This is a genomic window from Pseudomonas sp. HD6515 (assembly GCF_024971855.1).
In the GTDB taxonomy this organism is placed as follows: Bacteria; Pseudomonadota; Gammaproteobacteria; order Pseudomonadales; family Pseudomonadaceae; genus Aquipseudomonas; species Aquipseudomonas alloputida.
In genome coordinates this window covers 2916143-2930100 of sequence record NZ_CP079827.1, presented here as the reverse complement: position 1 = coordinate 2930100, position 13958 = coordinate 2916143, and the positions used below count along the sequence as shown (strand labels likewise).

The following is a 13958-nucleotide window of genomic DNA, read 5'->3' as shown; positions in this document are numbered from 1 at the left end:
GACAGCCCGAAAGCCACGGACTTATATGTAGTCCACATCTGGGTTTATTGTAGGAACAGTCCTACTTTAAGTGTTGAAACACTTTACTCCGCGCATAAAAAACCCGGGACATTGCCCGGGTTTTCCGCTTGCGCCAGCCACCGTCAGTGTTGCGCCATGTCCAGCACGACGCGCCCGCCGCACGGGCATTGGTCCATGTAGCGATGCGCCTCGACCACCTGCTCGAACGGGTACACCTTGATGATCTGCGGTGTCAGCAGCTGATCGGCGGTGAACTGGTTGATATCGCGCAAGGCACGCTGCAGTGCCACCTGGTCCTGGCTGATGCCAAGCTCTGGCTTGCCGGTGAAATTACCGATGCAGTGCACATAGAACTGAATGTTCTTCTGGAATGCCGCGCAGGCCGGGAACGGCGTCTGGTTGCCGCCTTGCAGACCGTACAGCACCAGGCTGCCACGCGGCGCCAGCACATCACCCAACAGCGACATCTGCGGGCCGCCCATGCCGTCGAGCACCATGTCCACACCACGGCCATCGGTGTACTTGCCAATCTGCAGCAGCAGGTCCTGCTCTTCGGTGACGATCACTTTGTCTGCGCCCAAGCCCAGCAGGTAGTCACGCTGCGCCGCATCCTTGGTGGCGGCGAACACTTTCAGCCCCAGGGCCCTGCCCAGCTGCACGAAGGCAGGCCCGGCGCAATGGCTGGCATCGGTGACCAGTGCTGTCTGCCCGGCCTTGGCCCGTGCCAGGTCGACGTAGGCGAAGTAGGCGATCAGCAGCGGGGTGTAGTGCACGCTGGCCTCGATCGGGGTGAGCACATTCGGGTAGCGCGTGATGGCTGTACGGGGCAGTACGATGACATCGCCGTACACCGGGTGGTCGTTGGCACTGGTGGCCGGGAAGCTGGCGACCCGATCACCGACGGCAATGTCATCGACCCCTTCCCCGACCGCAGTCACCACCCCGGCCATTTCGTGACCGATCCCCGCTGGCAGACGCGCCTGGGACGGTGCCAGATTCTGGCGCCAAAGCACGTCATACCAGCTGACGCCAACCGCTTCGACGCGGATCTGCACCTCGTCGGCAGCGGGTGACGGTTCGGCCTGCTCTTCGCAACGGAGCACGTCGGCAGCGCCGAACTTGTGGAAACGGATCATGCGGGACATCGCATACCTCGCCTTTGTGAACCTCTAATTACCACTGACTCTATCCGGGCTTTGCCCGTTAGACCATCAGTGGGCATTAATAGTCGACATGCTTGTCATCGATTGGGCACCTGACTTTCCCTGCGATTGGTCCCCCTAAACCCGTGCAGGGTAACAGCCTTTGGCCTTAAGATTCACCTCTGCCCCACATTAGGCGAAGCGCACCGATGAATCGAAACGACCTGCGTCGTGTAGACCTCAACCTGCTGATCGTGTTCGAAACGCTGATGCACGAGCGCAGCGTGACCCGTGCCGCAGAAAAACTGTTTCTCGGCCAACCGGCCATCAGCGCGGCGCTGTCGCGCCTGCGCAACCTGTTCGATGACCCGTTGTTCGTGCGCACAGGGCGCAGCATGGAGCCGTCGGCACGGGCCCACGAGATCTTCGCCCTGCTGTCACCGGCACTGGATTCGATTTCCACGGCAGTCAGCCGCGCCGCCGAGTTCGACCCGGCCACCAGCAATGCGGTGTTCCGCATCGGCCTGTCGGACGACGCCGAGTTCGCCTTGCTGCCGCAACTGCTCAAGCGCATTCGCGCCGAGGCACCCGGTATCGTGCTGGTGGTGCGACGGGTCAACTACTTGCTGATGCCAACCCTGCTGGCCTCGGGCGAGATTTCGGTGGGTGTCAGCTACACCAGCGAACTGCCGGCCAACGCCAAGCGCAAGGTGTTGCGCCGCAGCATGCCGAAACTGCTGCGCGCCGACAGCGTACCCGGCAGCATCACCCTGGATGACTTCTGCGCCCGGCCCCATGCGCTGGTGTCGTTTGCCGGGGACTTGTCCGGGTTCATCGACGAAGCCCTGGAAGAAATCGGCCGCAAGCGCCACGTGGTGCTGGCGGTACCGCAGTTCAACGGGCTGGGGAGCTTGCTGGCAGGCACCGATATCGTGGCGACGGTACCGGACTACACGGCGGATGCACTGACGGCCGCCGGCGGCCTGCGGGCCGAGGATTTGCCGATACCCGTGCGCAGTTTCGAACTGCACATGGCCTGGCGCGGGGCACAGGACAATGACCCGGCGGAGCGGTGGCTGCGGTCGCGGATACAGATGTTCTTCGGGGACCCCGATAGTCTCTGATTAAGTTCCACCGAGCACCAATAAGACATTAAAAACATAGACTTAGACTAAATCATCGTCCGTTTCCGTCCATCGGATTCCACTCAATTCCAGCTTGACTGGGGGTATCTTTGGGGGACACCAAGCCCAAACTGAAAAAGATACCCCCACACATGTCCCCCGAAAAACCGCCACCCTTCCGCCAGAAACTCAGCGATGCATTCATCCGTTCGCTGACCACATCAGGCAAGTACGCCGATGGCGACGTCCCGGGTCTCTATCTACAAGTGCGCGCCTCGCTCAAGCCTGGCAAATCACCCTCACGGCACTGGCGACTGAAGTACCGCCTTCGCGGTAAAGAAAACGTGTACGTGATCGGTAGGTATCCGGATGTGGGCTTGAAAGAAGCTCGTGAACTCGCTCGGGCAGCGCGCAATAGTGTGGCCAATCACATCGACCCACTCAAAGCCCAAAAAGCCAAGATCGAGGCGCAGTGGCTAAATGAAGCACGTACGTTCGCCTACGTCGCTGAAGAGTGGATGAAGTTCAAATCCGCCGACCTGGTCAGCAAGTCCGTTGCTGGATTTCGCGGCGCGCTGCAGAACCACATCTTGCCCGCCATCGGCGAGCGGCCCGTCAGCGAAATCAAGCTCGAACACATCACCGCCATCATTACCGAGTTGCGATACAAGCGAATCATGGCGATGGCGAGGCGTGTGCGGACGATCATTCGCTCCATCCTCGGCTTTGCCGAAGGACGTGGCTGGGTCGAGCGAAACGTGGCCCTGAGCAACACTGAAGAACTCAAGATCCGTCACGTGGTGACGAGCAACCCGGCCATTGAGCGGCCTGCTGATCTGGGCAAGTTTCTGCTGCGCCTCGATGACCTGAACCTTGGCAGCGTGGCCTATGCGATGCGCCTACTGGTGCTATTACCGGTTCGGCCGGGTGAGCTTGTGAAGATGCGCTGGGAGGATGTCGATCTGATCGGCGCCGATTGGCGCTATGTGGTCAGCAAGACCAAGCATCTGGACAAGAGCAAGCATATCGTGCCGCTGCCAGAACAAGCCCTAGTCCTGCTGCGCGAACTGCACAAAGATCGGGTGGTTGATGATGCTGGTAACGGCTGGGTGTTCGGATCGCCTGTCTATCCAGGCCGGTCAATCGATGCGACGTCCATCCTCAAGTCGCTGCAAAAAGTCTGGCCTGAGTACGCAATCACCGCTCACGGCTTTCGGGCTACCTACCGCACGATCGCTCATGAGCATTTAGGCATCGATCCAATTGTACTGGAGCTGTCGCTATCACATCGGATGCCAGGTGCGCTGGGAGCAGTTTACGCGCGCGCTCAGCTCTTGAGTCAGCGCCGGGAAGCCGCACAACTGTGGGCGAATTACTTAGATCAGCTTCGGAACAATACAAAGCTAGCGCTTGCAGATTAATCGCCGCCCCCTGAATTGAAGCCCAACTGTAACGGCCCCAGTCGTCTTTCTTCCCATACCACGTCAAACGAATTTGGCGGAGTATCCAGGATTCGAACTCAACGGCACAGCTCCAAAAATCAAATTTTTTACTGATAAAAATCAATATCTTATGAAAATCAGTTCGAATGCAGCGTAGTCATTCGAAGTGTGTTTCCACTCCCGACCACCGGCATCCAAAACCCGACGCCCGGCCGCTCTAGAACGGTATATTGCGGGTAACCTAAATGTTGCCACAGTCTTCTAGCTTCCGCCCAGTTCCGTCTGTTTCCAGGCTGTGAGTGGGGGACCAACTGGGGGACCAGATTCAGAGATCGGAGGTCACCACCATGCCCAAGCTCACCGCGAAATTGATAGAAAACCTCAAGGACTATGGCAAGTACGATGATGGCGATGGCCTGCGCCTTGTCATTCGAAAGTCTGGAAAAGCGTGGGTGCTGCGCTACCAGCTTGCAGGCAAGCGCAAGGAAATCGGCTTGGGCCCCTACCCTCACTATGGGTTGAAGGAGGCGCGCTCCCGCGCCGACACTCACAGAGCATTGATTCGGGAGGGTATCGACCCTTTGACACATAAGGCTGATGCACTCCAGCAAGCTGAAGCTGCTCGGATTGCTCGGGATCTGAACCTTGAAAACACCTTCCGCGCTTGTGCCGTGGACTACATCGAAGCCCATAGAGCTGGCTGGAAAAACGCAAAACACGCGCAACAATGGGTCAACACTCTTACCACGTATGCATTTCCCTTTATCGGAGAAAAGCCAGTCGACGAAGTTGAAACAGACGATATCCTGAAGATTCTGAATCCGATATGGACCGCTAAGCCTGAGACAGCGGCCAGGGTCAGAAACCGGCTAGAACTTGTTCTCGATGCTGCCAAAGCACGCCGGCTGCGCACGGGTGAAAACTCCGCTCGCTGGCGAGGTCACTTGGACAAGCTTCTGCCTAGAAGAAGGCTGGCAGACCGTGGTAATCATCCCGCTCTACCTTGGGAGCAATTACCAGCCTTCATGGCAGAACTAGAGCAATCCTGGGACCTTAGTTCAACTGCGGTGAAGTTAACCGTGCTGTGCGCTTTGCGCACAAGCGAAGTGATAGGTGGGTATTGGGAAGAGGTTGATCTGGACGAAGAAATTTGGACTATTCCGGCTTCCCGGATGAAAGCCGGGCGCCAGCATCGAGTACCGTTATCTAAAGCCGCCCTGCATACGCTCAGGTGCCTGAAGGCGGAAAGCAAAAGTGGGTTGCTTTTCCCGGGGCGGAGCATTGGTCGACCGCTCTCGAACATGGCAATGCTACAAAAAATACGCGGTATGGATGAGAAGTCCTTAGCCAACGACGGACCAGGCTGGCGCAACGAAGCGGGTGAAGTCATCACCATGCATGGTTTCCGATCAAGCTTCAGAGACTGGGCTGCCGAGACAACTAACTTCGCCAATATCGTCCCTGAAATGGCCTTGGCGCATAAAATCAGTAATGCGACTGAAGCAGCGTATCGACGAGGCGATCTGCTCGAAAAACGAAAACAGCTTATGGAGGAATGGGCTCGCTATGCACTGTCAGGTTGCAAAGCAACCTGACCAAGGCAAGGTGCTGGCTGAACTGAATTAAAGGATGAAAGACAGTCTCGAACTCAGGCAGACATCATTGGCATCTTTGTGCGCCACCAAGCTTCCCTACGCAACTGCCCCACCCCCAACGCAATCTGGAGTACCTTTCGGCGCTCCCGCGCTAGAATCTGGAGATTGCAGGTAACTCATGAACGTCCGCTATCGACCCAGGCTGTGTGAAAACGCAGTAAACACGTCGAAAACTGAGAGTCGCGCGGATTGCCTGTGGAATTAGCAGGCGAGAGCGTGAATAGCCCTACCCAGCGAAGTAGACATTTGTAGTGCTATATGGGCCGCGTCAGCGGCCCATATAGCTGTTTGCGGGCCAGCAAGCGGCGGGGTTTACGCCCTGATTGCCTCAAGTAGCCCTGCGATGCCGAAGATGCTCATCATCCGTTTGAGGTTGTAGGCGAGCACGTGAAGGCTCATCTCAGTGCTTACCCTCGGCAGGGTTCTGGTCAGGAAGTGGGTACTTCCCATCCAGAATTTGAGCGTGCCAAAGGGATGCTCCACCGTCTGCCGGCGAACCTTCATCTTCCCTGGATCTTGCTCCAATCGGATTTGCACTCTCTCGACTACTTCTTCATGCTCCCAGCGCTTGAGTCGCCGCTCTTTACCGGTCGTACACTGCTTCTGCATGGAGCAGCTCTGGCATCCTGAAAACCAATAGCAGTGCAGTAACATGCCGTCCTCCATCGAGGAATGCCGGCGCGTCAGCAACTGGCCCGCAGGGCATCGATATTCGTCCGATGCAGCCATGTAGGTGAAGTCCTGCTTGCCGAATCGGCCTTCCGCTTTGCTGCTCGATGTCAGGGGTTTCGGTACAAAGGTGGTGATACCCGCCTGCTCGCAAGCAAGGACTTCCGGGCCTTTGTAATAGCTTCGATCAGCGACCACTGTCAGCGCCTCAGCACCGATTTCTTCACGTGCCTGGTTAGCCATATTGCTCAGTTGCCCGCGATCATTACCAACGTTGGTCACCTCATGGGCAATGATCAGATGGTGCTTGTCGTCGACTGCTGTTTGTACGTTGTACCCAACTGTGCCGGAGCCTCGGCCGCTTGTGGCCATTGAGCGGGCATCTGGATCGGTAAGAGAGATTTGCTGATCGGGACTGGCGTGAAGCTGCGCCTCAATGTCCTTCAGTTTTTGCATCTGCTGTTTCAGCTTTTCGACTTTGTCTTTCAATCGCTCAGTCTTGGCCTCGGCCACTTCCGGCGCTGCCCGATCGGCTGAATCCATTGCCGCTAGATAGCGGTCGATGCTCTGCTCGATCTGCTGCATGCGCGCCTTCACCTTGCCTTGAGTGAAATTGCGGTCGCGGTTATTCACGGCTTTGAATTTGCTGCCGTCGATGGCGATGAACGATTGGGAGAAGAGATTGAGGTTGCGGCAAAGCACGACGAACTGTCGGCCGACGCTGCGAATGGCTTTACCGTTATCTCTGCGAAAGTCGGCAGGCTTCGCAGCCAGAAGCCCTCGCCTCGCGCCATAATGCGTGGTGGCACCATGGCCGGCAGGAACGGCCGCGAGTAGGCATCGGCAAGGGCGGCGATGACCTTCGGCCAGGTGGCCAGACGGGAGACATCGGCGTCGGTCAGGAATACGGTGGACACGTTTGCCACCAGGTTGTCGAGATTTTGTACTGCGTCCATAGGGTCCTCCAGAACCGTTGTGCCAAGTCTATGAAGGGCGGCACTGACGAGCTATGCGAGAGGACCCAATACAGTTATCTATAAATTGCTGATCGCTTGAGTATTGAAAAATAGATAACTGCTTTGTAATTGCTCCGGACGCAGGTGGGCATGGGCTCAGTTATCCTCCGCGTGTACGCAAACAACACGTGGACTATCATGTTCGAAATTGATGAATTGGCCGCCTTCGAATATCGACTGGTGATCGAGATGGCTGCGGCTGCACTCGCCGCACAACGCCGCAGCGTACGGGACTTAGAACGTATGGCGCGCAAGCTCGACGACCTCTTGGGGGCGCAGATTTCAACTGAGTTCGAACGTTCCGACCTGAATTTTCGTGAAGCAATGGGAGTAGCGAGTGGCAACAGGTACTTGCTCGATGCTATATCCAGCTTCAACACTCAACATGCTTCGACGACGATCGAGACGCAACAGCATATTATCGAATATCAAGCAATTTATCAGGCCATTAGCAGTAGTGACATTGAGTTCGCCAGAGCTGCAGTACATCAGCAGCTAATAAAATGGCATAACCGCTCAAAAGACCTTTCTCAGTAGGAGAGCACTGCCCTTCCAGATCTTCGGGATGACGGGATACTAAACGCAGGGTATCTTTTGTCACTGCAAAAACACTGCATATCAGTTGATATCGCACTGCTTTGCATATTGGCAAGCGCCGCATGACCGGCGCTACATCCTGAATTACTGCTGAGTTGCATGCTCAGACAAAAAATCAACGGCGGCCGCCGACATCGCCCGCGCGCCAACGATCAGCGCTTTTTCATCGACGAAGAATTTCGGGTTGTGATTCGGTGCTGCCTTGGCCGGGTCCTGCCCGTCGGGTGTCACGCCCAGGTAGAAGTAGAGGCCGGGTACCTTGCCTGCGAAGAAGGAGAAATCTTCCGAAGCACCGACCAGAGGGGTGGTGGCGACCTTGCCATAGGCCGCACGCTTGAGCACTGGCGCCATCTGCTCGGTCAATTGCTCATTGTTCATCGTCATGTCATAGGCCGGCACGATTGATACCTTGGCCGTAGCACCGGCGCTTTCGGCTATCTTCTCGGACGTGAGCTTCACATCGTGTGCCACTTGCGCACGTACCGCCGGATCGTAGGTACGAATGGTGCCTGCCATGTCGACGCTTTCCGGCACGATGTTCGGTGCACTACCACCTTTGATCATGCCCACAGTGACCACCGCTGGCGACTGGGTGAGCTTGGTGCGGCGGCTTACCACCGTCTGCAGGCCGTTGATGACCTGTGCAGAGGCCACTACCTGGTCGACAGTGTTCCAAGGCATGCCGCCATGGCCCTGCTGGCCTATAACCTTGATGTTCAAGTCGTCACTGCTGGCGGTCGTGGCACCCGAACGCCAACTCAATTGCCCTGAAGGCCCAGGCATGACATGCACAGCGAACACCGCATCAGGCTTGAGCTTGTCGAACAGCCCTTCCTGCAGCATCAACTGCGCCCCCCAACGCCGCCCCTCTCCGCCTTTGACCAGGCTCGAGCCCTCTTCAGCCGGCTGGAAAATGAACATGACCTTGCCCGGCAGGTTGTCACGCATGCCTGCAAGGATTTGCGCAGTTGCCATCAGCATGGCGGTATGGGTGTCGTGGCCGCAGGCGTGCATCACATCCACCTGCTGGCCATGATAGGTACCCCGCGCGGTCGAGGCGAATGGCAGGCCCGCAGGCTCCTTGACCGGCAAGGCATCCATATCCGCGCGCAGGGCGACGGTAGGGCCCGATTTGCCACCTTCGAGAATTCCGACCACTCCCGTGCGCCCGATACCCGTATGGACTTCGAGGCCAAGCTTTTCAAGGTGCTCGGCGACCAGCTTGGCAGTGCGTGTTTCCTGCTCGCCGAGCTCTGGGTGCTGGTGGATGTCCCGTCGCCACTCGATCATCTGCTGCTCGACCTGGGCAGCGCCGATAAAGGCCTGCTCCTCGAGAGGGTTCGCTTGGGGGGATGCGTGGCAGGCAAACGACATCATTGCCAGGCACAATGCACTGATCGAGGTAGAGGGTCGGAACAATTTGCTAGCTGATATAGTGGAAGCCTTGATGGTTTTTCGCGTAGATAGATCAATAGGCTGAACAGAAAAAGGACGACCTCACCCTAACAATTACCTAGCTAACTATCAATATGAACGTATTCCTGAATGCTTGGTTGGATCTCGATGGCCTGTAGACACAAAGCCGTGCATGCTGGCGCAGTCCTTTGCAGAGTTCCTCGAAGGACTCGCACAGCAAGGCCTCCTTGCTTTCTATTTGATTGTAGATAGAACTGCATTTCATACCTAAAGACTGGCGGTACAAGAAACAGATGGATTCTGGAAAGCAGAAATGAAATCCACAACAGCTATTGCGACCTCAACGACTACCAATCAGCCAAGTGCAAGGTTAACTTCGCGCCACAGCACCACAAGCGCAGGGTAGTCTTTTCTTCATGTTCCTAGCGCTCCGGTGACTAGGTGTCAGCTGAAGGATAGCGCTAATAGCGGGCTGCCACGAGTCGGCGTCGGCCTGAGGTATATCCGAAATACAGCATCGCTACGCCTACCCCGCTAAGAAATATCTCAACGTGCGCATAGCCAATGACCGGCGTATAAAGCACCCCGACCAGCAACGGCCCGAGTGCGCCCAGGCCGTAGCCGACGCCTTGCACCATACTCGAAAGTTCTGCCGCAACCTGTGCGTTTGCCGAGCGCAGCACAATCATGGTGATGGCAATGGAAGTCAAGGCACCTTGCCCGATGCCTTGTACCCCGCCCCACAGCCATACCGTGTCGAGCGGCGCGGACAGGCAGCCGAGAAAACCGACCGTGGTGAGCACCACAACAACCACATTGAACCAGGATTGACTCGGCAAGCGTGTGGCTATCAGCGGCCCGAGCAGACAAGCGACCATTTGTAGCAGGATTGAACTGGAGACGATGACGCTGGACTCCAGCGGCGTCATCCCCCGTCCATTCAGAAACGGGGCGAGCCAGCCGAACACGGTAAACGAATACATCGATTGCAGCACCATGAACAGCGTGAGTTGCCAGGCTAGCGCGCAGCGCCACACCCCTCGTACGCGCGGCGCAGCCTTGGGTGCCAGCGCACTGCCCTTGGGCAGTTGGAAAAGCCAGCAGGCACAGGCTGCCGCTGCCGGCACTGACCACAGCGCCAACGCCGTCGTCCAGCCACCGCCCAAGGTGCTTTGCAGCGCCAGGGTGAACCCTGCGGCAGTCGCCGCACCGCTCAACAGCGCCATGGAGTAGAGGCCGGCCATCAGCCCGGTGATCTTGGCGAAGTCGCGTTTGATAAGCCCAGGGAGCAATACGTTGATGATGGCGATGGCGCTGCCAATGACGATCGAACCGACCACCAGGCCGCTGACGTTCCCGGCGCCACGTATCAATAGCCCTGTGGACAACGCCGCCATCAATACCAAGATCGTGCGCTCTGTGCCTATTTTGCGGGCAAGCCAGGGCGCCACGGGCGCGAACAACCCCAGGCAAAATACAGGCAGGGTGGAAATTGCACTGGTGGCGGCAGGCGTCAGGCCTAGGTCGCTGGATATATCGGCAAGCACAGCGCCGAGGCTTGGGTACGCAGTGCGGAGGTTGAAGGCTACGAAAATGATGCTGCAGGCGAAATAAAAAAGCCGCGAACCCTTGGCAATTGTGCCAGGTTGCGGCAGCCCCCGTTCATTGCGAGCGTGCGCTGTCGCGTACTCCACACATGTCCTCCTTGAACCTTGGCATGGAAAAAGTCATACGGATAAAAAAAGCCGCACAGTTTCCTGTGCGGCTTGCTCGGTTACTTCTTGATGATGTTGTGTTCTGGGCCGTATGGGAACTTGGTGATGTTTTCAGCGCCGTTTTCGTTGACGATCAGAATGTCATGCTCGCGGTAACCACCCGCACCCGGCAGCCCTTCGGGCAGCATGATCATCGGCTCGATGGACACGACCATGCCAGGTTCCAGCACGGTGTCGATGTCTTCGCGCAGCTCAAGGCCAGCTTCACGGCCGTAGTAATGGCTCAGGGTGCCGAACGAATGGCCATAACCGAAGGTGCGGTATTGCAGCAGGTCGTGCTCGAGGAAAATCTCGTTCAACTGGTGGGCAATATCGCTGCAACGCATGCCTGGCTTGATCAGCTTCAGGCCGGCCTCGTGGACCTTGACGTTGACCTCCCACAGGCGCAGGTGCTCATCGGAGCAATGGTCGAGGAACAACGTGCGCTCCAGCGCGGTGTAGTAACCGGCGATCATCGGGAAGCAGTTGAGGCTCAGAATGTCGCCCTTGTTGACCTTGCGAGAGGTTACCGGGTTATGCGCGCCATCGGTGTTGATACCAGACTGGAACCAGGTCCAGGTGTCCATCAGTTCGGAATCGGGGAAAGTGCGGGCAATTTCACGGACCATGGCCTGGGTGGCATGCAGCGCCACTTCGTACTCAGGCACCTGGTCACGCAGGGCCTCAACCACCGCAGCACCACCGATATCGGCAACGCGGGCACCGTGACGAATGATGGCGTGCTCTTCAGCCGACTTGATCATGCGCATGCGCATGCATGGCGCGGCGACGTCCACCAGCTCGGCCTGGGGATAACGGCTGGCCAATTTGTCGCGGTTGACCAGGTTCAAGTGGTCGAACTCGATCCCGATACGTCCGGCCTTGGGCAAGGCTTGTTGAATCGCGACAAAGTAGTTATCGCGCTGCCAGTCGGTGTAGATGATGTTTTCGGTGCCCACGGTACGCCGCCATGGCTGGCCACCGTCGATGTTGGCGCTGATCGACACCACGGCATCCTGAGTCACCACCAGGGCATAAGGACGGCCGAACGAGCAATACAGGAAATCGCTGTAGTAGTTGATGTTGTGATAAGACGTGAAGACAGCGGCGTCGATATTGTTCTGGGCCAGGTAGCTGCGCAACTTGGATTGACGGTTGGCGTATTCCTGGTGCGAGAACGTCGGCTTAACTTTTTCGCCGTTTTGAATCTGTATTGTTTTCGGCATTTGCATGTCTTCACTCCTTGGTAGGTGATCAGTAGAGAGGCCCTGTTTTGGGTGCCACTGGAGATCATTCGAACAGATAAAAGGCGGCCTTTTTTGCGCGAATCCGACCCCTAGATGATCAGATCCGCCTTGCTGTAAACGCCGCTATGGAAAGGACAATATTGCCCGCCACTGCCGTACAGGCCTCGCTGCGGCAAGAACAGGCAGAGGTATAGATGAGGGGGAATGAAGGAGAGGAAACGCGCGATGTCGCGCCCATTGCAGGCGCGGATCAAGATAATTATCGAGGCAGGTTCAGCTCTGGTAGCGGGTGAACACGCGCTACGGGGACAACCGGGCAACGCCGATGAATTCGGCCAATTCGCCGACATCGAGCGTGCGGCAGGTCGGTTTGGTCAGCAGCGCCAGCGATTCGCGGACACTGTCGTCGGTACACAACTGCAATTCACTGCCAAGGCACAGAATCAGCACATCGAGGGGCTTGGCCTGGCTCAGTTGCACGGTGGCCGCCACGATGCCATTGTTGGCCTTCAGCGGCTGGCCCTCAAGGCTCAGTATCTGCCATTCGCAGACCACGCAGCGGGCCACGTCGTTGGCTTGGCGCAAGGGTTCCAGCGCAGCGGCCAAGGCATAGAAATCGAACCCTTCGGCCAGCAGGAAGCCAATACGCACGGCGCTGGCCAGGTTTTCGCTGGTTTCAGTCAATTGCTGCATGTACTGCCTCCTTCGGGTCAACTGGGCGTGGGTACGTCTACAATTGTCCACGCTGCCGCCCCTGCGCAGATGTCAGATATCGACCTCTAATTGCCACGTAAAATCAGCGCCCGCGCATCGTCCCACCCGACATGCACCCTCTGCCCGCTCTTGAGCCCAAGTAGGTCGTAATCCGCGTACGGCTTCTGCACTTGCAGTTCCAGCCCGTTGGCGACTTCCAGGTATATGTTGACCATTGACCCAATGAATTCCTCCCCCATCACGGTACACGCCAGGCGGCTGGCTGTGGTCGGTTGCGCGGCGAGGTTGATATGTTCGGCACTGATGCACAGGGTGACCTCTTCCCCTACCGCAACAGATCGGTCTTCGGGCAAGCGTGCCAGAAAGCGACCATACGCCGAGTCCAGTTGCACCAGCCCGGTGTCGTCGAAGCCAAGCACAACGCCGCCAAGCATGTTCTTGCCGCCGACGAATTCAGCGACAAAACGGTTGTGCGGTTCGAAGAAAATATCCTTGGGCGTGCCAATCTGCTCAACCCGGCCACGGCTCATGATCACCACGCGGTCAGCCATGGCGAAGGCTTCGGATTGGCTGTGGGTGACATAGACGAAGGTGATGCCAAGGTCCTTCTGCAACCCAGTCAACACCGCCTGCATGCGCACGCTCAAGTGCGCATCGAGGGCACTGAGCGGTTCGTCCAGTAGCAGTATCGGGGGCTCGGTGACCAGTGAACGCGCCAGCGCCACCCGCTGCCGTTGCCCGCCAGAAAGCATGCTTATATCACGGTTGGCAAACTCGCCCAGGTCCAGGCGCTCTAGCCAGTGCAGGGCTTTTTTGCGCCGTTCAGCTTTGCCCATGCCGCGCATGCGCAAACCGAACTCAACGTTTTCAAGCACGCTCAGAAAGGGGAACAGCGCCAGGTTCTGCCACACCAGCGGGGTGTCCCTTTGCCAGGAATACAGGTCGTTGATGCGCTCGCCGTTCAAGCGAATTTCACCGCTGCTGGGCTTGTCGAGCCCGGCAAGCATGCGCAGCGTGGTGGTTTTACCACAGCCACTGGAGCCCATGATCGCGACGAACTCGCCCTTGTAGATTTCCAGGTTCATCGGTTCGACAGCGACGTAACTGCCGAATTGTTTGGTCACGTTATCGAATACCACTAACGGTTGAGTCATGGGGAGC

Annotated in this window: 10 protein-coding genes and 1 pseudogene; 4 read left to right on the top strand and 7 right to left on the bottom strand. The window is 57.5% G+C overall.

Annotation, left to right across the window (positions count from 1 at the left end; genetic code table 11):
• Window positions 1-143: 143 nt before the first annotated feature.
• The gene (locus KW568_RS13590) at window positions 144-1166 is read right to left on the bottom strand and encodes a zinc-dependent alcohol dehydrogenase family protein (protein ID WP_003253945.1); all 1023 of its coding nucleotides are present in this window, start codon (window positions 1164-1166) and stop codon (window positions 144-146) included.
• A 206-nt stretch (window positions 1167-1372) separates the two neighbouring features.
• On the opposite strand from KW568_RS13590, the gene KW568_RS13585 reads away from it, so the two are divergent.
• The 3 genes from KW568_RS13585 to KW568_RS13575 all read left to right on the top strand — a co-directional run bounded on the left by KW568_RS13585 (window position 1373) and on the right by KW568_RS13575 (window position 5324).
• Window positions 1373-2287 (top strand): LysR family transcriptional regulator, encoded by a 915-nt coding sequence (locus KW568_RS13585; RefSeq protein WP_003253946.1) that lies wholly within the window; start codon window positions 1373-1375, stop codon window positions 2285-2287.
• A gap of 152 nt (window positions 2288-2439) precedes the next feature.
• The gene (locus KW568_RS13580) at window positions 2440-3708 is read left to right on the top strand and encodes an integrase arm-type DNA-binding domain-containing protein (RefSeq protein WP_259538710.1); all 1269 of its coding nucleotides are present in this window, start codon (window positions 2440-2442) and stop codon (window positions 3706-3708) included.
• Window positions 3709-4076: 368 nt separating this feature from the next.
• The gene (locus tag KW568_RS13575; RefSeq protein WP_024717430.1) at window positions 4077-5324 is read left to right on the top strand and encodes a phage integrase central domain-containing protein; all 1248 of its coding nucleotides are present in this window, start codon (window positions 4077-4079) and stop codon (window positions 5322-5324) included.
• A 372-nt stretch (window positions 5325-5696) separates the two neighbouring features.
• On the opposite strand, the pseudogene KW568_RS13570 reads toward KW568_RS13575, so the two are convergent.
• Window positions 5697-6812: pseudogene (locus KW568_RS13570) on the bottom strand (IS1182 family transposase); the annotation flags it as partial.
• Window positions 6813-7207: 395 nt separating this feature from the next.
• On the opposite strand from KW568_RS13570, the gene KW568_RS13565 reads away from it, so the two are divergent.
• Window positions 7208-7606 carry an FCD domain-containing protein gene (locus KW568_RS13565; RefSeq protein WP_161775543.1) on the top strand — a complete coding sequence of 133 codons (399 nt, stop codon included), beginning with the start codon at window positions 7208-7210 and terminating at the stop codon, window positions 7604-7606.
• Window positions 7607-7750: 144 nt separating this feature from the next.
• Here the strand turns inward: KW568_RS13565 and KW568_RS13560 are convergent, their stop codons facing one another.
• From KW568_RS13560 to KW568_RS13540, 5 genes are all read right to left on the bottom strand, one after another.
• Entirely contained in the window at window positions 7751-9043 is a 1293-nt protein-coding gene (locus KW568_RS13560; protein WP_016488017.1) for an amidohydrolase, read from the bottom strand.
• A gap of 500 nt (window positions 9044-9543) precedes the next feature.
• Complete coding sequence (locus tag KW568_RS13555; protein WP_016488018.1) at window positions 9544-10776, bottom strand: MFS transporter; 1233 nt, start codon at window positions 10774-10776, stop codon at window positions 9544-9546.
• Between the two features lie 80 nt (window positions 10777-10856).
• On the bottom strand, window positions 10857-12068 hold the full coding sequence (locus KW568_RS13550) for a M24 family metallopeptidase (protein WP_016488019.1): 1212 nt from the start codon (window positions 12066-12068) through the stop codon (window positions 10857-10859).
• A gap of 315 nt (window positions 12069-12383) precedes the next feature.
• On the bottom strand, window positions 12384-12776 hold the full coding sequence (locus tag KW568_RS13545; RefSeq protein WP_016488020.1) for a hypothetical protein: 393 nt from the start codon (window positions 12774-12776) through the stop codon (window positions 12384-12386).
• An 86-nt stretch (window positions 12777-12862) separates the two neighbouring features.
• Window positions 12863-13951, bottom strand: a complete 1089-nt coding sequence (locus KW568_RS13540) for an ABC transporter ATP-binding protein (protein WP_259538168.1) — start codon at window positions 13949-13951, stop codon at window positions 12863-12865.
• Window positions 13952-13958: the final 7 nt, after the last annotated feature.